Origin of the sequence: Aestuariibaculum sediminum (assembly GCF_014596945.1) — a bacterium.
Classification (GTDB): domain Bacteria; phylum Bacteroidota; class Bacteroidia; order Flavobacteriales; family Flavobacteriaceae; genus Aestuariibaculum; species Aestuariibaculum sediminum.
This window is the reverse complement of sequence record NZ_JACVXB010000001.1, coordinates 23,970-41,232: the sequence shown is the minus strand read 5'-3', so window position 1 is coordinate 41,232 and position 17,263 is coordinate 23,970. Positions and strand designations below refer to the sequence as shown.

Here is a 17,263-nt window from a genome sequence, read left to right as displayed (position 1 = left end):
TTAATTTATGAGTTTTAAATTTAGGTGGTTCAGTGTTTTTTAGAAATTCTGGCTAAATAATCGAAATGCTCCCCTTCTAGTATGAGCTCGCAATTTAAATCCAATGATTCACAGGTCATTTTTAAATTGTTAAAATCCAGATACAACCATTTCATAGGGGTTTCTTCTACGCCTTTATAGCTTAAATAGTAATCGAGTTCGCCATAATATTCTGCATTGGTGTCTATCCAAAAACCACCGTCTTCATCTTCATACATATATTTTATGTCCGAAGAATCAATTAAAATTTGTCCGTTGGCGTTTAGTAAACTTTTTAAATGCGAGAGGTATTTTGAAACCTGCGACGCTTCCTGAAAAATTCCAGTGCCATTCATAAGTAATAAAATAGTGTCAAAAGTGTCATTTTCATCTAAAAGTGCTTTAACTTCAGTTTGTTGCACCCCTCGTTGTTTTGCGACTTCTATAGCGCCTTTAGAAATGTCGATGGCTTTTACATTTATGTTTTTATCTTGTAAATACAAACTATGACTTCCGGCACCACAACCCACATCTAAGGTTTTTCCTTTAGCTAATTGCAATGCTTTTTGCTCCAGTTTAGGCATTTCTTTAAAATTTCGAAACAGGTAGGGAAGGGGGAGTTCATCATCGCCCGAAATACTGGTTGAGGTAATAATATCTTCAGTATAATTTCCGTTTTGGAAGTCTAATAAAGCTTTTCCGAATAAATCCTTCATAGTTATTTCCTGCGAAGGCAGGATTCTGTTAATTGTTTGTAAAGTTTGCCTATTTTTGCACTATGCAAGACATTATTAAAAATCTTCCAAAGCTCGCCAAAGATAAGCATAACGAGAATAAAAAATTCTTTAAGAAACTAAAAAGTAAGCCTCCTAAAGATTTAGATTATACGATGCAGGAATTGCATGATGAAGAGTTTAGCCGAACCGATTGTTTACAATGTGCTAATTGCTGTAAAACAACAGGGCCTTTATTTACCGATAAAGATATTGAGCGTATTTCGAAGTTTTTAAAATTGAAACCACAGCAGTTTATTAATCAGTATTTGCGAATAGATTCAGATAACGATTATGTGCTACAATCGGTACCATGTACGTTTTTAGATGCCGAAAATTATTGTATGATTTACGATGTGCGCCCTAAGGCTTGTCGGGAATATCCACATACCGATAGAAAGAAGTTTCAGCAAATATCTAATTTAACGATGAAAAATGTGGCTATTTGCCCAGCAGCGTTTAATATTGTTGAAGCCATGAAAAAACGTATTAAATAAGTGGCTACTTTAAAAACACGTTTTCCAGCGATTTTCCTAACGGAATCATATTCACCCCACTTAAATTACTTAGAATAGAAATTACAATTTCTTCTTCTGGAAAAATATAAATTATGCTAGAAGCGCCAATACCTCCACCTGTGTGAAAATATTTAGGTGTTCCTTTTATTGAGGTTTGGCTCGAAAATCCTATCCCGTATCCTGTTTTGTACCCATTATTTAAGCGTTGTGATGTAGTAAGTTGATCTCGCGTTTTTGCAGAAATAATTTTAGGGTAGATTATTTCGTTTCCAAATTTAATGAGATCTTCCGAAGTGGATAAAATTCCGCCACCAGCAACTTTATATTCATTTGAAACAGGTTTGGATTCAACGGGTTTGTTCAAAAGATTTAACCGGTAAAAAGTGGTAATATTTTTGTGTGTTTCACTTGTGTGTTCCATAAATGAATGCGTCATGTTTAGTGGTTTAAAAACTAAGGAATCAACAAGCTTGTTAAAAGGTGTTTCTGCCGCAGTTTGCATCACTTCACTAAGCAAAACATATCCAAAGGTGCTGTATTTATATTTAGTTCCTGGTTTAAATAATAAAGGGTCAAATTTAAATAAGTTTAATCCTAAAGAAATACTCATTTCTTTGTTTAAAGTAAATTCTTTATTGTTTTTGTAATGCCTGATTCCTGCTAGGTTTCCACCTAATTGTTTAACAGTAAAATCGTGGTTGTTTTTTGGATAGTTGGGCAAATAATGATAAACACTTTTATTGAGTTCTATAATATCATTATCAACTAAAGTACCTAAGGTTACAGCGGTTATAGATTTAGAAACACTGGCTATTCTAAAAATAGTTTGTTCAGGATTTACGGGTGTTTTAGTGTTAATATTAGAAAAACCAAAACCTTCGGATAAGATAGTTTTTCCGCATTGTGATACCGAAATAGCCATGCCTGGAATATGTTCAGTTTTAAGAAAGTCGGTCGCTATTTTTTTTGCTTTGTCTAGCGTTATGGAATCCAGAGTTTGGGCTTTAGGGGAACCCAATGAACAACAAAGTAGTAAAATTGGGATGAATCGTTTCATAAGTTTTAATTATATAACAGATATTTTTTTCGTTTGTTTTTAAAATCATCAAGGTCTTTTTGCCAGGTTGCTTTTATAGCATTCATTGATAAACCAGACTCAATTTGTTTTTGTAGTACATCTGTTCCTGCTAGTTTAATAAAAAAGGAATTAAAAAACGTAGCTTTATCAGGAGTGTTTTTATAGGCGTCAATTAACCACTGTAAGTTTAAATGGTTTAAGTGCCTTTGATCTGTTAAATTCATACCATAACATAATGTATTTTGATGCTTTGGATACTTGGCGCCAGCGTTAGCTTTTGGGGTGTAGGTGTATTTAAAGGTATCGCTTTTTAAAAACGGACTGCCAAAAACCTGAAACTGTGTATTCGTGCCACGTCCGGCATTAACGTTAGTGCCCTCAAAAAAACATAGGCTTGGATATAAATTAATAGCAACATCATTAGGTAAATTAGGACTTGGCTTTATAGGTAAGCTATACCATTTATTATGATTGTAATGCATGACTTTAATAATGTTTAATTCGCATTGTATTCCATCTTTTAGCCAGTGTTCACCGTTTACCATAGTTGCATATTCACCAATAGTCATGCCATGCACGACAGGTATTGGATGCATACCCACAAAACTTTTGTTTTTAGGATTTAAAGTAGGACCATCTATGTAATGTCCGTTGGGATTTGGGCGGTCTAAAATAAGAACCGGAATACCTTGCTCGGCGCAAGCTTCCATAACATAATGTAGTGTTGATATATAGGTGTAAAAACGTGCCCCAACATCTTGTATGTCAAAAATAACAAGATCTAAATTTATAAGCTGCTCAGGTTTTGGTTTTTTATTATCGCCATATAATGAAATAATAGGAATTCCTGTTTTTGTGTCAATACCATCTTTAACATGCTCGCCGGCATCGGCTTTTCCTCTAAACCCATGTTCAGGAGCAAAAACTGTTTTAATGTTTTGGTTCAAATCGACTAAAGAGTCTACTAAGTGCTTATATGTATTATTAGTTTTGAAAATAACAGAGGTTTGGTTTGCAACAACTCCTATGCTTTTACCTTGTAGCATTGGTAAATAGCGTTCGGTTTGGTTAGCCCCAATTACAATAGTTTCATTGTTTCGACTTTGAAAGGCAGCTTCGTGCTTGTTAATTCTGTTGAAAGATATATTTTTTGTCTTATTCGCACACGAAATGATAACTAAAACAAATAATAAAACTGTATTTTTGAAAACATTAAATCGCATAACACATTTTGAATTTCGAGTATTTTATAGCTAAACGTATAATTGGTAGTAAAGCGTATAAAAGTAGTGTTTCGGCACCAATTATAAAAATAGGTATTGCAGCAATTACCATAGGAATTGTTGTTATGATGATTGCCATTGCCACAGGTGTAGGACTTCAGCAAAAAATACGAGATAAAGTCGTGGCATTTAATGGGCACGTAAATATTACTAACTACGATAGTAACAATTCGCTAGAAAGTTTATTTCCTATTTCAAAAAACCAGGATTTTTATCCAAGTTTTAATGCTGTTGAGGGCGTAAGGCATGTACAGGCCGTAGCTGCAAAATTTGGAGTTATAAGAACAGAAACCGATTTTGAAGGAGCTTATTTAAAAGGCGTAGGCGCCGATTATGACTGGCGTTATTTTAAGGAGTTTTTAGTGGAAGGACGATTACCCGATTATACTGAAAAAAGAAATGAAGATGTTTTAGTTAGTCGTTATCTGGCAAACCGATTAAAATTTAAGTTAGGCGATACATTTCAGATGGTATTTCCTAAAGATGATCCCGAAAAATTACCAAATATTATAAGTTATCATATTGTAGGGATTTATAATTCGGGCTTTCAAGATTTAGATGCACAGTACGTTATTGGAGATATCCGCCACATGCAGCGCATTAATAAATGGGACGACGATCAAGTGGGGAGCTTCGAGGTGTTTATTGACGATTACAATCAGCTTCAAGAAAAAGGTATAGAAATATATCAGAATACTCCATCAACATTAAATAGTTTAACCATAACTGAAAAATACGCTTCTATATTTGAGTGGATCGGCATTTTCGATACCAATATTTATGGTATTATTGGGATTATGATTTTGGTGGCAGGTATTAACATGATAACAGCGTTACTGGTTTTAATTCTTGAACGCACCCAAATGATAGGTATTTTAAAAGCCTTAGGAAGTAACAACTGGAGCATTAGAAAACTGTTTTTGTATAATGCCAGTTATCTTATTTTACTGGGGTTATTCTGGGGAAATTTAATAGGATTAAGTCTTTTGTTTGCTCAGAAATATTTAAAATTGTTTCCGCTCGACCCAAGTGTTTATTATGTAACTGAAGCACCTGTTTATATAAATGTGGGTTACATTATTGCTTTAAATGCTGGAACCTTAGTATTATGTTTATTCATGCTGTTGGTACCTTCGTACATTATCACTAAAATTTCACCAGTAAAAGCGATTCGATTTGAGTAATCAGTTCATTGCTATTTTATTTTTGAAGTAAAACATTAATAGAACCGGCTAATAATTCTTCTTCGGAATACTTCTTAAAATCTTCGTGAATATGTAGTTTTTTAAAAGCTTTGTATTTAGGACTTGATGTGTCGATTTTCTCAAATTCTAAAAAGGAAACCTTAAAGCCTGCCTGTTCAAAAATGTCCAAATAGTCAGGTAAACGCAAGCGATTATGATAATCAAATTTTGTTTGTATTCGCTTCCATTCTTCTTTTGAGTATTTTAAAAAATCATATACTGAAAGTGTTTTATCGCTGTAAGCACGATGATCGCTAGGTGATATTAAATGAATAATATTCGTGTTTTGTGGTGTATTAGCATACAATGCTTTGTGCATCGCTAATAAATCGGAAGGTGAAACATGTTCTAAAGCGAAACGGGATAAAACGATATCAATATTTTTGGGCAGGTTTGAATCAATGATATTGGTATTTGGATAGTAATGAATAAAATCTGGAAGTTTTAGTTTGTGCTGTTCAATTAGTGTTGGACTGTAATTATGTTCTTTTTTAAAATAATTATAACACTTATCAAGATTTTTCTGTTGATAATGAAAATTTAAATCATAAGTATGGATGCTATCAATTTGTGCTTTTGTTTTTAATAAAAAAGGTAAAACAGGGTGCCATCCGGAACCAATTTCGAGGACGTGTTTATGCTTTAGTTGTATGCCGTTTTTAGAAAGGAGACGAATAATATGGTTTAGACTGTTGGTATTCGGACCAATAAAATTTTGAAAATTTTGAAATGAATGGGATTGAATGTTGTGATAAAGAAAATAACCAATACGACTCGGTAAAATGTTCAATGATTTAAGGGTTAACGTTTTAAATTTATGTTTCTTCATTGCTTTTGGCTTCGAACCTTAATTCATTTCAATATCACTAATATGATGTTCTAGAGCTTTAACCGAAATTTGAATTTCCATTATAAGCAATCCAAGCGAAATGATTAACAAGATTAAGGCAACTCCAAATACCCAAATCGCCAGTGTTTGCTGCTGTATATATATTAAAAACATGGTAAATACGCATAAAAATAAGCTGCTAATGCCGTAAATCTGCATAGATCGGGTTAAATAAAGCCGTCGTTTAATATTTTTTATTTGTGCAAACAGTACCTTGTCTTTATTCTTTTTGTACTTGGCATGTAATTCTCGAATAACCGATGCATATGCTAAAAACCGATTTGTGTATGCTAGCATGATTAAGGAAATAGCCGAAAATAATAGCGCAGGTGTTGTTAAAGTAAGTTCTTCCATATGATGGTGTTTATAGAACAAATGTAAGGACTTTAATTTTTAAAACGACATTATGAAAATGTAAAAAAAGTATTACATTTGATTATGCGAGAGGAGTTTTTACACTATTTGTGGAAATATAAAAAGTTTCAGTTTAGCCAATTAACAACCGTACAGGGTGAATCGATTGTAATTTCTAAGGTAGGTGAGCACAATTTTAATTCAGGCCCCGACTTTTTTAATGCCCTTATAAAGGTAGGTGGACAGCTTTGGGCTGGAAACGTAGAAATTCATGTTAAATCTTCCGATTGGTATTTACATAATCATGAAAATGATATTGCTTACGATAATGTGGTGTTGCACGTGGTTTGGGAGCATGATACACAAATTTTCAGAAAAGATAATTCTGAATTGGCTACTTTAATTTTAAAAGACTACACGGATATCAGAACAATTGAAAATTATAATGATCTTTTTTCTAACGAACGCCGATGGATTCATTGCGAACCGTTTTTCGCTGATATGAAGCGTTTCGATTTACAACATTGGTTAGAACGGCTGTATTTTGAGCGATTGGAACGAAAATCAAAAACAATTGAATCGCTATTAGAGGATTCAAAAAACGACTGGGAAGCTATTTTGTTTATCATGCTTGCTAAAAATTTCGGGCTTAAAGTAAACGGACATGCGTTTTATACATTGGCGAATTCGATAGATTATAGTGTTGTTCGTAAATCACAAAATAATATAGAACAGTTAGAAGCTTTATTTTTTGGTCAGGCTGGTTTGCTCGACAAGGATATTCAAAACGGCTATTATCAGGAGCTTAAAAAGGAGTATCAATTTTTACGACAGAAATTTCAATTAGCAAACATTTCAGTTGCTTCAGTTCAGTTTTTTAGATTGCGCCCTCCTAACTTTCCTACCATTAGGTTGTCTCAACTAGCATCACTATATCATAATCAAAACACGCTTTTTTCAAAAATAATAGAAACTAATACTTTGGAAGCATTTTATGATTTATTTAAAGTGTCTACATCAAAATTCTGGGAAACCCATTATACATTCGAAAAATCTTCGAAAGCTTCGGTGAAAACGTTAACGCATTCTTTTATCGATTTAGTACTTATAAATACTGTTTTACCTATAAAGTTTTTGTATGCTAAGCAACATAGGAACGAATCAGAAGATAGTGTTTTGCAAATTGCCAATAAAATCGCATCCGAAAACAACAGTATCGTTCAGGCTTTTAACAATTTAAAAAAGGTATCTGAATCGGCTCTACAATCTCAGGCATTAATTCAGCTTAAAACAGAGTATTGTGATAAAAGTAAATGTTTGCAATGTGTTGTTGGTAACAAATTCATTGGGAAAATCGCTAAATAGGCTTAAAAACATTTTTGGTAAATCCTTAATGTATACCTCATAATTCATTTCAAAAGGTATAATTTTAACAATTGTCAATCTAAATAGTTAAATTGCGAGGGTGATATTTAAATTCAAATATAAATATGGATATAGTTTATAAACCATTATTGTTTTTTCAAAAACATGGTTATTATGTTTGTCAGCGTATTGCCGACCGCTTAGGTATTCGGGCCAAAGTGGTTAGACTATCGTTTATGTATTTAACTTTTGTAACTCTGGGTTTTGGTTTTGCTTTGTATTTGTTTTTAGCCTTTTGGATGCGAATTAAAGATTTATTGTATACAAAGCGATCTTCAGTTTTCGATTTATAATACATTCGTGTTTTAATATTAGACTATGAAAAAATATCTATTCTAACCATTATAAATAGTAACCTTTTGAATCCGCTACTAAAGTTTTTTAAAACAAAAATTTACACGGCATTATTTCTGTTGTTTACCACCATGTTAGTTGGAGTTATTGGTTATAAGGTGGTAGCCGATTATTCGTGGGTCGATGCTGTTTATATGACTGTTATTACCTTAACAACAGTTGGGTTTGGTGAAGTGGTGCCGCTAGATGACAATGCTAAAATTTTTACAATAATTTTAATTTTGGCCAGTGTTGTTATTATGGGTTTTGTACTATCTGTTATTACCGAGTACATTTTAAGTAAAAATAATGTTGAAGAATTAAAACAAAAACGAATGCAAAAACGTATTGACAGTTTTAAAAATCACGTTGTTATATGTGGTTATGGAAGAAACGGTAAGCAAGCGGCCAGAAAATTGTTGGCTCATAAAAAGCAATTTGTCGTTATTGAAAAAAATAAGGATATGGAAGAACGCTTGCAGCAGGATGAAGTGCCGTACATTATTGGAAATGCTAACGATGATGCGGTTTTAATACAAGCAGGAATAGACCGTGCATCCAATTTTATTTCAGCACTACCTAACGATGCAGAAAATCTATTTGTGGTACTTTCTACGCGTCAAATTAATAGTCAAATTAATATCATAAGTCGTGCGTCTCACGAATCGTCATACAATAAATTAAAGTTTGCCGGAGCGAATAATGTTATTTTACCCGATAATATTGGAGGTGATCATATGGCATCCTTAGTGGTGGTTCCTGGTTTAATGGAATTTATAGATAATCTTTCTATAGTAGGGAAAGCCAATATTAATATAGAAGAAGTCGCTGTCGAAAAATTATATAAGGATGATAAGACTGTAAAAACAATTCGTGATTTAGATTTAAGGAGAAAAACAGGTTGTTCGATTATAGGTTATAAAGACGAAAATGGCGAATACTTAGTAAACCCCGAAGCAGAATTGGAATTGGCATCGAATTCTAAAATTATTGTTTTAGGACGCCCAGAACAAATAGAAAACCTTAATTCTCTGTACAATATTACTTAAGCTTTATTACTATTTTAACAACTCATGTTTTAAAAATCGATTTTTTTTTAGCATCTTGCCGACTTTTACTGAGAAAACTTCAAAATCTTAAAAAAATTAATCTAAAAATTTATTTATGAAGAGATATCTTCTTTCATTATTTACATTAGTACTTCCAGTTTTAACATTTGCACAAGAATCAGCTTCAGAAAAGTTCGATCGTATTTTTAAAGAATACACCGGATGGTTTGTTGAAGGTATTTTTTACGAAATCCCTTTTTCTGAAGAGTATAAAATACCTTGGGTTTTAATTGTGTTAATTGGTGGCGCTTTGTTCTTTACAATCTACTTTAAGTTTATAAACTTTACAGGGTTTAGAACGGCCATTCGTGTTGTACAAGGTAAATATGAAGACATAGAAAAGCACGGTGCAGATACTTTATACGGAGACTCTACACCTAATGAGGACGCAAACATTATTGAAACTTTACGAGATGACAGTGCTCATGGCGAGGTATCGCATTTCCAGGCCCTTACCGCTGCATTATCGGCAACAGTAGGTTTAGGAAATATTGCAGGTGTTGCCGTAGCCTTATCTATTGGTGGTCCAGGAGCAACGTTCTGGATGATCGTAGCCGGTTTATTAGGTATGGCATCTAAATTTGCAGAATGTACTTTAGGGGTTAAATATAGAGATGTAGCTGAAGATGGTACCGTTTATGGCGGGCCTATGTATTATTTAACCAAAGGATTTGCCGAAAAAGGATTAAAACCTTTAGGGAAAGTTTTGGCTGTTTTATTTGCCATATTTGTTGTTGGAGGTTCGTTTGGTGGTGGCAATATGTTCCAAGCTAATCAGGCAGCAGCGCAGTTTACAAAATTATTCGACCTTCAGGGAGATAATGCCGGGATGTACTTCGGAATTGTAATGGCGGCACTTGTAGCTATAGTAATTATAGGAGGTATCAAACGAATTGCGTCGGTTACAGAAAAAGTTGTGCCATTTATGGCAGGTATTTATGTTTTGGCGGCTTTAATTATTTTAGGAGCTAACTGGCATTTAATTGATGATGCATTTGGATTAATTTATGAAGGTGCATTTTCAGGCTTAGGAATTGCCGGAGGACTTGTTGGTGTAATGATTCAAGGTATAAGACGTGGAGCGTTCTCTAACGAAGCAGGTGTTGGTAGTGCTGCAATTGCGCACTCTGCCGTAAGAACTAAATATCCTGCAAGTGAAGGGATTGTTGCTTTGTTGGAACCTTTTGTTGATACCGTAGTTATTTGTACAATGACCGCTTTAGTTATTGTGATAACAAATTTTGATGGTTCATTTATGGAGTATGGTGTGCCGATTAAAGAAGGCGTAGAGCTAACAGCAACCGCTTTCGATACTGTTATTCCGCATTTCTCAATAGTATTAACAATAGCAGTAATATTATTTGCATTTTCAACAATGGTATCATGGTCTTATTACGGTATGCAAGGTTGGGTGTTTTTATTCGGTAAGGGAAAAAAGAGTGATTTAATATATAAAATATTATTCTTATTTTTCGTAATCGTAGGGTCATCTATTAGTCTTGGAGCTGTAATTGATTTCTCTGATGCCATGATTTTTGCTATGGTTGTGCCTAATATTATTGGTGTGGTTGTGTTGTCTCCAATTATTAGTAGAGAATTAAAAAAATATATGAAGGCTGTTAATGTTAAAGAGGAAGCCCTTGAAGAAGGCGCCGAAGACCTTACAAAGCATATGTAAAAATTTAAATTATTATAATAATGAAATCCCATTTCAAGTTTACTAAACAACAAAGAAATGGGATTTTTTTATTGCTTCTTATAATTGTAATTCTGCAAGTTGTTTATTTTTATGTGTCGTTGCCAGAGGATGTCGTAAAGGTTAATTCACAACAATTGGATAAGATGACTAAAGAGCTTGATTCGCTTCGTTTAGTTAAAATGAGGGAAAAAAAGCCTAGAATCTATCCGTTTAATCCAAATTATTTAACTGATTATAAAGGTTCTCTATTAGGTATGTCTAATCAAGAAATTGATAGGCTGATACAGTATAGAAAGCAAAATAAATGGATTAATTCAGCTAAAGAATTTCAGCAGGTTACTCAAGTATCCGATTCTTTTTTAAGTTTTATATCGCCTTATTTTAAATTTCCAGAGTGGATAAACACTGCTAAGCCTAAGACTTTTGTAACTAACAATTATTCAAATAAAGCCAAGTCATACTCAGAAAAAATGGACTTAAACAAAGTAACAGCCATTGAATTGCAAAGGGCTAATGGCGTAGGAGTAGTGCTGTCAAATCGAATTGTAAAATTCAGGAACAAATTTCCAGGAGGTTTTATTGCAGATGTACAATTACACGATGTTTTCGGGTTAACCCCTGAAATTATTAAAAGAATAACCAATCAATTCACAGTAAAAACACCAAGAAGAATTGAAAAAATAGCCATAAACAAGGCAACTGTAGACGAATTGGTAACCGTTCAGCATATCGATTACGATTTAGCATATCGCATAATCGAACAACGTACACTAAGAGATGGTTTTAAATCGTTGGAGGAATTAACAAAAGTTAAGGGCTTTCCTGTGAATAAAATAGATATAATTAAATTATATTTGTCCCTCGATTGAAAAAGACACTTAAATGAATAGTATGTACTTCACTGAAGAACATCAACTTTTTAGAAAAAGCCTTCAAGATTTTTTACAAAAAGAAGTTGTACCACATATAGAAAACTGGGAAAAATCAGGAACCATCGACAGGTTTATTTGGAAGAAATTTGGAGAGATGGGATTTTTCGGTATTCACTACCCCGAAGCTTATGGCGGATTAAACTTAGATTTATTCTACACCGTAATTCTGTTAGAGGAGCTTCAAAAAATAAACTCAGGCGGTTTTGCAGCGGCAATTTGGGCACATATGTATTTGGCTATGACGCACTTAAATGCGGAAGGAGACGAGGCTATTAAACAAAAGTATTTAACTCCAAGTATTGCAGGTGATAAAGTAGGGTGTTTGTGCATTACAGAACCGTTTGGTGGAAGTGATGTGGCTGGTATGCGAACATCAGCAATTAAAGAAGGTGATTATTATATTTTAAATGGATCTAAAACCTTTATAACAAATGGAGTTTACAGCGATTATTTAATCGTTGCGGCTAAAACGAATCCCGAGTTAGGAAACAAGGGCGTTAGTATTTTTGTAGTCGACAGAGAATCATTAGGCATAACTGCTACCAAGCTTGATAAGTTGGGTTGGCGTGCTTCCGATACTGCCGAAATTGCATTCGACAATGTAAAAGTACCCGCTTCAAATTTAATGGGAGAAGAAAATAAAGGATTTGCTTACATAATGCAACATTTCGCATTAGAGCGATTAATAATGGGTATTAATGCGCATGCGAGAGCAGAATATGCTCTAGAATATGCCTTACAATATATGTCGGAACGCATGGCCTTTGGTAAGTCTATCGATAAATTCCAGGCCTTACGTCATACGATATCAGATTTGTATACCGATATGGAAATATGTAAGGAGTTTAATTACTCGGTAGCTTACAGATTAAATAAAGGTGAGTACGTAGTCAAACATGCTACAATGTCTAAATTAAAATCCACAAAAATGGCCGATGAGGTTATTTATCAGTGTCTTCAGTTTTTAGGCGGTTATGGTTATATGGAAGATTACCCAATGGCAAGATTGCTTCGAGATAGCCGTTTAGGACCTATTGGCGGAGGAACTTCAGAGATTCTAAGAGAAATAATTGCTAAAATTATTATAGATAAAAAGGAATACAAACCAGCAACATAAAATAATTTATAATTTTTAATTCAGAATTAAGAATTAATTTTATATTTGCACCCCGAAATGCTAAAAGAGAGGAGGTTAAGGCACTATGTTAATTATACCAATTAAAGAAGGAGAAAATATAGATAGAGCGTTAAAGCGTTTTAAAAGAAAGTTCGATAGAACCGGAACGAAACGTCAGTTACAATCGCGTAAACAATTTACTAAGCCTTCAGTTGAGCGTAGAGCGCAAATTCAAAAAGCACAATACATTCAAACATTAAGAGATGCTGAAGATATTTAGTAAAAACTAAAATATCATAAAATCCCGCTTAATTAAGCGGGATTTTTTTGTTTTAAACGTATCTGAGTTTAATCGTTTTTAAAACCATTGAAACCTTCTTTGGCAGAATCATATCAAATCTTATTATGCTAGAAAACTAATTCGGAAATAACTTTGTATATTTATTTAACTCGAAGCACTTAAAAATATGCCGTTTAAGCCTTTCACAGATTATTTATTATTAGAAAAGAATTATTCAGCTTTAACAGTTAAAGCTTACAAAGCTGATGTGCATACTTTTTTGGATTTTGTAACAAGGAATTATCAGTTAAATGATATAGAGCAAACAAATTACGGCGAAATCAGAGCATGGATTGTGGAATTGGTTGGAAAAGGTTTGTCCAATCGCAGTATAAATAGAAAAATATCTTCTCTCAACACCTATTATAAGTTTTTGTTGCGAACAGAAACCATTAAAATTAATCCACTCGCCAAACACAAGGCGCTTAAAACTAAAAAGAAGATTCAGATACCGTTTTCAGAAAATGAAATAGCACAGGTATTAAATCATTTTGTTGACGAGAATAATTTTGAAAGTGTTCGTGATAAATTAATCATTGAAATGTTTTATTCAACAGGAATCAGGCGTATAGAATTAGTAGAACTTAAGCTTGCTAATCTAGACTTTAAGAATAAAACCTTAAAAGTGTTAGGTAAAAGAAATAAAGAACGTCTCCTTCCGTTATTAAATTCAGTAATGGAAACCTTGGGTAAGTATATGATCCTGCGAAAAACACTTGATTATATCGAAAATGATGATTATCTTTTTTTAACAAAAAAAGGTGCTAAAATATACGAAACACTTGTTTACAGAATAATAAATGATTATTTTAGTAAAGCATCTTCTAAGGTAAAAAAGAGCCCTCATATACTAAGGCATTCTTTTGCAACACATTTACTAAATCAAGGTGCCGATTTGAATGCTGTTAAAGAGCTCTTGGGGCATACGAGTTTAGCTGCCACTCAGGTTTATACGCATAATAGTATAGCCGAGTTAAAAAAAGTGCATGTTAATTCACATCCAAGAAGCAAAAAATAGTATAGAGAAATGTTTAACCAATAAAAACTAAGTAGTATGAAAGTAAACACGCAATCCGTTAATTTTAGTGCAGATAGAAAATTAATAGATTTTATCCAAAAGCGTATGGATAAATTAGATTTGTTTTATGACAAAGTCATTCAGTCTGATGTGTTTTTAAAAGTTGAAAATACGAGTGAAAAAGCGAACAAGATATTTGAAGTGAGGCTAAGTGTGCCCGGTGATAGTTTTGTAGTAAAAAAACAATGTAAAACTTTCGAAGAAGGAGCAGATATCGCTGCTGCGTCATTAGAAAGGCAATTAAAAAAGCGAAAAGAGAAATTAAGAGCACATATTTGATAAAATTTCTCAAAAAATGTTTTGAATAAAGAAATTTATATATACATTTGCAGTCCGTTAGAAATAGCGGACTTTTTTTGTGTGAAAAAAGGTAAAAATAAGCCGATATAGCTCAGCTGGCTAGAGCAGCTGATTTGTAATCAGCAGGTCGTGGGTTCGAGTCCCTCTATCGGCTCAAGTTCTTTAAAAATAAAGTAATATAAAATAAGGTGAAATTGGGGAGATACTCAAGCGGCCAACGAGGGCAGACTGTAAATCTGCTGACTATGTCTTCGCAGGTTCGAATCCTGCTCTCCCCACTATTTTATTTTACTTGAAAAGGATTATATTTAAATAATTGCGGGAGTAGCTCAGTTGGTAGAGCGTCAGCCTTCCAAGCTGAATGTCGCCGGTTCGAACCCGGTCTCCCGCTCTAATATTTAATGCCGGTGTAGCTCAGGGGTAGAGCGTTTCCTTGGTAAGGAAGAGGTCACGAGTTCAAATCTCGTCATTGGCTCTAATTTTGAAGAAGAAAGATTAGAATACACTAATATTATTATATAACTAAGATTAAATTATTTAAAAAACATGGCAAAGGCAACTTTCGATCGTTCAAAACCACACTTAAATATTGGTACAATTGGACACGTAGATCACGGTAAAACAACTTTAACTGCTGCTATTACTAAAGTATTAGCTGATGCAGGTTTATCAGAAGCGAGATCATTTGATCAAATTGACAACGCTCCAGAAGAGAAAGAAAGAGGTATTACTATTAATACATCTCACGTAGAATATTCAACAGCAAAACGTCACTACGCACACGTTGACTGTCCAGGTCACGCCGATTACGTAAAGAACATGGTTACTGGTGCTGCTCAAATGGATGGTGCTATCTTAGTAGTTGCTGCAACTGATGGTCCTATGCCACAAACTCGTGAGCACATCTTATTAGGTCGTCAGGTAGGTATTCCTCGTATCGTTGTATTCATGAACAAAGTGGATATGGTTGACGATGAGGAGTTATTAGAGTTAGTAGAAATGGAAGTTAGAGATTTATTATCTTTCTATGAGTACGATGGAGATAATGGGCCTGTAATCGCTGGTTCTGCTTTAGGAGCTTTAAATGGTGAGCAAAAGTGGGTTGATACTGTAATGGCGTTAATGGAAGCTTGTGATGAGTGGATTGAAGAGCCATTACGTGATATGGATAAGCCTTTCTTAATGCCAATCGAAGACGTATTCTCTATTACTGGTCGTGGTACTGTAGCAACAGGTCGTATCGAAACTGGTGTTGCTAACACTGGAGATCCTGTAGAGATCGTTGGTATGGGTGCTGAGAAGTTAACTTCTACTATCACTGGTATCGAGATGTTCCGTCAAATATTAGATAGAGGTGAAGCTGGAGATAACGCAGGTATCTTATTAAGAGGTATTGATAAAAACCAAATCTCGAGAGGTATGGTTATCGTTAAGCCAGGTTCTGTAACACCACACGCTAAATTTAAAGCTGAGGTTTATATCCTTAAGAAAGAAGAAGGTGGACGTCACACACCATTCCATAACAACTACCGTCCACAGTTTTACGTACGTACAACTGACGTAACAGGTAACATTTCTTTACCTGATGGAGTTGAGATGGTTATGCCAGGAGACAACTTAACTATCACTGTTGAATTAATCAACACTATTGCAATGAACGTAGGTTTACGTTTCGCAATCCGTGAAGGTGGTAGAACTGTAGGTGCTGGTCAGGTAACTGAGATTTTAGACTAATACAGTTTAGATAGATAAATAATGTTAAGGTATTCTTAGAAATACGGATACCTTAACATATTTACGGGTTTAGCTCAGTTGGTAGAGCACTGGTCTCCAAAACCAGGTGTCGGGAGTTCGAGTCTCTCAACCCGTGCAACAAGGAACTTAATTTTAGGTTCCTTTCAATAAATAAGGATGTAAGAGTTTTAGTGTGCTTTTTTAAAGTTAAAACTGAAATTTTAATCTGTTGAAAAAAAATAAATAAATGGCTGGAATTGTAAATTACATAAAAGAATCATTTAGCGAACTTAAAAACAATGTAAGTTGGCCAACTTGGACAGAAGCACAAAGTTTAACTGTTTTAGTGGCTGTGTTCTCTATCGTATTTTCCTTAGCAATTTGGGGAGTAGATACGGTGTTTAGTAAATTTATGGCCTTTTATTTTCAATTGATTAACTAACGGGAAAACTAAAAGTTTATGTCTGACGTGAGTGAAAAAAAATGGTACGTAGTTAGAGCCGTAAGTGGTCAAGAAAATAAGATTAAAACTTATATCGAGAATGAAATTGCTCGGTTAGGGATGCAAGATTATGTTGATCAGGTGTTGGTTCCAACGGAGCGCGTAGTTCAAATAAGAAATGGTAAAAAAACACACAAAGAGAAAGTGTTTTTTCCTGGATATATAATGATTCAAGCCAACTTAACAGGGGAGGTGCCGCACATTATTAGGTCGGTTACAAATGTAATTGGTTTCTTAGGTGAGACAAAAGGCGGAGACCCTGTGCCTTTAAGACAATCTGAAGTAAACAGAATGTTAGGTAAGGTGGATGAATTAGCCGTAGAGGAAACTTCTAATGTGGCAATTCCTTTTACAAAAGGAGAAACTGTAAAAGTTATCGATGGTCCATTTAATGGTTTTGATGGTACTATTGAAAAAATTAATGAAGAAAAGCGTAAGCTTGAAGTAATGGTGAAGATATTTGGAAGAAAGACACCGTTAGAATTGAGTTATATGCAAGTTGAAAAAGTATAATAATTGTTACACTATATAAAGGAT

The 17,263-nt window shown here is 34.0% G+C and carries 19 protein-coding genes and 5 tRNA genes; 19 read left to right on the top strand and 5 right to left on the bottom strand.

What is annotated here, in order from left to right:
• Positions 1–29: 29 nt before the first annotated feature.
• Positions 30–734 carry a class I SAM-dependent methyltransferase gene (locus tag ICJ83_RS00195; RefSeq protein WP_188228356.1) on the bottom strand — a complete coding sequence of 235 codons (705 nt, stop codon included), beginning with the start codon at positions 732–734 and terminating at the stop codon, positions 30–32.
• Positions 735–796: 62 nt separating this feature from the next.
• On the opposite strand from ICJ83_RS00195, the gene ICJ83_RS00190 reads away from it, so the two are divergent.
• Positions 797–1,288 carry a YkgJ family cysteine cluster protein gene (locus tag ICJ83_RS00190; protein WP_188228355.1) on the top strand — a complete coding sequence of 164 codons (492 nt, stop codon included), beginning with the start codon at positions 797–799 and terminating at the stop codon, positions 1,286–1,288.
• A gap of 4 nt (positions 1,289–1,292) precedes the next feature.
• Here ICJ83_RS00190 and ICJ83_RS00185 read toward each other — a convergent pair whose 3' ends face one another.
• Positions 1,293–2,366 (bottom strand): serine hydrolase domain-containing protein, encoded by a 1,074-nt coding sequence (locus ICJ83_RS00185; protein WP_188228354.1) that lies wholly within the window; start codon positions 2,364–2,366, stop codon positions 1,293–1,295.
• 5 nt (positions 2,367–2,371) lie between these two features.
• A complete protein-coding gene (locus ICJ83_RS00180; protein ID WP_188228353.1) occupies positions 2,372–3,610 on the bottom strand; it encodes an exo-beta-N-acetylmuramidase NamZ family protein in 1,239 nt (412 codons plus the stop codon).
• A gap of 8 nt (positions 3,611–3,618) precedes the next feature.
• On the opposite strand from ICJ83_RS00180, the gene ICJ83_RS00175 reads away from it, so the two are divergent.
• Positions 3,619–4,854 (top strand): ABC transporter permease, encoded by a 1,236-nt coding sequence (locus tag ICJ83_RS00175; protein ID WP_188228352.1) that lies wholly within the window; start codon positions 3,619–3,621, stop codon positions 4,852–4,854.
• Between the two features lie 16 nt (positions 4,855–4,870).
• Here the strand turns inward: ICJ83_RS00175 and ICJ83_RS00170 are convergent, their stop codons facing one another.
• Together ICJ83_RS00170 and ICJ83_RS00165 are read right to left on the bottom strand one after the other, a co-directional pair.
• Positions 4,871–5,743, bottom strand: a complete 873-nt coding sequence (locus ICJ83_RS00170) for a hypothetical protein (protein ID WP_188228351.1) — start codon at positions 5,741–5,743, stop codon at positions 4,871–4,873.
• Positions 5,744–5,761: 18 nt separating this feature from the next.
• Positions 5,762–6,157, bottom strand: coding sequence for a DUF2721 domain-containing protein (locus ICJ83_RS00165; RefSeq protein ID WP_188228350.1), 396 nt, complete (start codon positions 6,155–6,157; stop codon positions 5,762–5,764).
• 84 nt (positions 6,158–6,241) lie between these two features.
• On the opposite strand from ICJ83_RS00165, the gene ICJ83_RS00160 reads away from it, so the two are divergent.
• From ICJ83_RS00160 to nusG, 17 genes are all read left to right on the top strand, one after another.
• A complete protein-coding gene (locus ICJ83_RS00160; protein WP_188228349.1) occupies positions 6,242–7,522 on the top strand; it encodes a DUF2851 family protein in 1,281 nt (426 codons plus the stop codon).
• 125 nt (positions 7,523–7,647) lie between these two features.
• A complete protein-coding gene (locus ICJ83_RS00155; RefSeq protein ID WP_188228348.1) occupies positions 7,648–7,875 on the top strand; it encodes a PspC domain-containing protein in 228 nt (75 codons plus the stop codon).
• Positions 7,876–7,941: 66 nt separating this feature from the next.
• Positions 7,942–8,964: a potassium channel family protein gene (locus ICJ83_RS00150; RefSeq protein WP_223154549.1), complete on the top strand. Its 1,023-nt coding sequence runs from the start codon at positions 7,942–7,944 to the stop codon at positions 8,962–8,964.
• Positions 8,965–9,079: 115 nt separating this feature from the next.
• Entirely contained in the window at positions 9,080–10,702 is a 1,623-nt protein-coding gene (locus ICJ83_RS00145) for an alanine/glycine:cation symporter family protein (protein ID WP_188228347.1), read from the top strand.
• A 20-nt stretch (positions 10,703–10,722) separates the two neighbouring features.
• A complete protein-coding gene (locus ICJ83_RS00140) occupies positions 10,723–11,592 on the top strand; it encodes a ComEA family DNA-binding protein (protein ID WP_188228346.1) in 870 nt (289 codons plus the stop codon).
• A gap of 13 nt (positions 11,593–11,605) precedes the next feature.
• Positions 11,606–12,772 (top strand): acyl-CoA dehydrogenase family protein, encoded by a 1,167-nt coding sequence (locus ICJ83_RS00135; protein WP_188228345.1) that lies wholly within the window; start codon positions 11,606–11,608, stop codon positions 12,770–12,772.
• An 85-nt stretch (positions 12,773–12,857) separates the two neighbouring features.
• Positions 12,858–13,052, top strand: coding sequence for a 30S ribosomal protein S21 (gene rpsU / locus ICJ83_RS00130; protein WP_188228344.1), 195 nt, complete (start codon positions 12,858–12,860; stop codon positions 13,050–13,052).
• Positions 13,053–13,239: 187 nt separating this feature from the next.
• Positions 13,240–14,130 carry a tyrosine-type recombinase/integrase gene (locus ICJ83_RS00125; protein ID WP_188228343.1) on the top strand — a complete coding sequence of 297 codons (891 nt, stop codon included), beginning with the start codon at positions 13,240–13,242 and terminating at the stop codon, positions 14,128–14,130.
• A gap of 36 nt (positions 14,131–14,166) precedes the next feature.
• A complete protein-coding gene (hpf, locus tag ICJ83_RS00120; RefSeq protein ID WP_188228342.1) occupies positions 14,167–14,469 on the top strand; it encodes a ribosome hibernation-promoting factor, HPF/YfiA family in 303 nt (100 codons plus the stop codon).
• A 101-nt stretch (positions 14,470–14,570) separates the two neighbouring features.
• A tRNA-Thr gene (locus tag ICJ83_RS00115) sits at positions 14,571–14,644 on the top strand.
• Positions 14,645–14,686: 42 nt separating this feature from the next.
• Positions 14,687–14,768, top strand: a tRNA-Tyr gene (locus ICJ83_RS00110).
• A gap of 40 nt (positions 14,769–14,808) precedes the next feature.
• Positions 14,809–14,881, top strand: a tRNA-Gly gene (locus ICJ83_RS00105).
• 12 nt (positions 14,882–14,893) lie between these two features.
• Positions 14,894–14,965: transfer RNA gene (locus ICJ83_RS00100), tRNA-Thr, on the top strand.
• Between the two features lie 71 nt (positions 14,966–15,036).
• Positions 15,037–16,224 (top strand): elongation factor Tu, encoded by a 1,188-nt coding sequence (tuf, locus tag ICJ83_RS00095; protein ID WP_188228341.1) that lies wholly within the window; start codon positions 15,037–15,039, stop codon positions 16,222–16,224.
• A gap of 63 nt (positions 16,225–16,287) precedes the next feature.
• Positions 16,288–16,360: transfer RNA gene (locus tag ICJ83_RS00090), tRNA-Trp, on the top strand.
• Between the two features lie 111 nt (positions 16,361–16,471).
• Positions 16,472–16,666: a preprotein translocase subunit SecE gene (secE, locus tag ICJ83_RS00085; protein WP_188228340.1), complete on the top strand. Its 195-nt coding sequence runs from the start codon at positions 16,472–16,474 to the stop codon at positions 16,664–16,666.
• Positions 16,667–16,684: 18 nt separating this feature from the next.
• Positions 16,685–17,239, top strand: coding sequence for a transcription termination/antitermination protein NusG (nusG, locus tag ICJ83_RS00080; protein ID WP_188228339.1), 555 nt, complete (start codon positions 16,685–16,687; stop codon positions 17,237–17,239).
• Positions 17,240–17,263: the final 24 nt, after the last annotated feature.

What these genes read in the sequence shown, in the direction of transcription:
- secE (WP_188228340.1), top strand. Translation starts at nt 16,472, where the DNA reads ATGGCTGGAATTGTAAATTACATAAAAGAATCATTTAGCGAACTTAAA.
- ICJ83_RS00145 (WP_188228347.1), top strand. Translation starts at nt 9,080, where the DNA reads ATGAAGAGATATCTTCTTTCATTATTTACATTAGTACTTCCAGTTTTA.
- ICJ83_RS00160 (WP_188228349.1), top strand. Translation starts at nt 6,242, where the DNA reads ATGCGAGAGGAGTTTTTACACTATTTGTGGAAATATAAAAAGTTTCAG.
- hpf (WP_188228342.1), top strand. Translation starts at nt 14,167, where the DNA reads ATGAAAGTAAACACGCAATCCGTTAATTTTAGTGCAGATAGAAAATTA.
- ICJ83_RS00190 (WP_188228355.1), top strand. Translation starts at nt 797, where the DNA reads ATGCAAGACATTATTAAAAATCTTCCAAAGCTCGCCAAAGATAAGCAT.
- ICJ83_RS00125 (WP_188228343.1), top strand. Translation starts at nt 13,240, where the DNA reads ATGCCGTTTAAGCCTTTCACAGATTATTTATTATTAGAAAAGAATTAT.
- rpsU (WP_188228344.1), top strand. Translation starts at nt 12,858, where the DNA reads ATGTTAATTATACCAATTAAAGAAGGAGAAAATATAGATAGAGCGTTA.
- tuf (WP_188228341.1), top strand. Translation starts at nt 15,037, where the DNA reads ATGGCAAAGGCAACTTTCGATCGTTCAAAACCACACTTAAATATTGGT.
- ICJ83_RS00195 (WP_188228356.1), bottom strand. Translation starts at nt 734, where the DNA reads ATGAAGGATTTATTCGGAAAAGCTTTATTAGACTTCCAAAACGGAAAT.
- ICJ83_RS00170 (WP_188228351.1), bottom strand. Translation starts at nt 5,743, where the DNA reads ATGAAGAAACATAAATTTAAAACGTTAACCCTTAAATCATTGAACATT.
- nusG (WP_188228339.1), top strand. Translation starts at nt 16,685, where the DNA reads ATGTCTGACGTGAGTGAAAAAAAATGGTACGTAGTTAGAGCCGTAAGT.
- ICJ83_RS00165 (WP_188228350.1), bottom strand. Translation starts at nt 6,157, where the DNA reads ATGGAAGAACTTACTTTAACAACACCTGCGCTATTATTTTCGGCTATT.
- ICJ83_RS00185 (WP_188228354.1), bottom strand. Translation starts at nt 2,366, where the DNA reads ATGAAACGATTCATCCCAATTTTACTACTTTGTTGTTCATTGGGTTCC.
- ICJ83_RS00180 (WP_188228353.1), bottom strand. Translation starts at nt 3,610, where the DNA reads ATGCGATTTAATGTTTTCAAAAATACAGTTTTATTATTTGTTTTAGTT.
- ICJ83_RS00135 (WP_188228345.1), top strand. Translation starts at nt 11,606, where the DNA reads ATGAATAGTATGTACTTCACTGAAGAACATCAACTTTTTAGAAAAAGC.
- ICJ83_RS00140 (WP_188228346.1), top strand. Translation starts at nt 10,723, where the DNA reads ATGAAATCCCATTTCAAGTTTACTAAACAACAAAGAAATGGGATTTTT.
- ICJ83_RS00155 (WP_188228348.1), top strand. Translation starts at nt 7,648, where the DNA reads ATGGATATAGTTTATAAACCATTATTGTTTTTTCAAAAACATGGTTAT.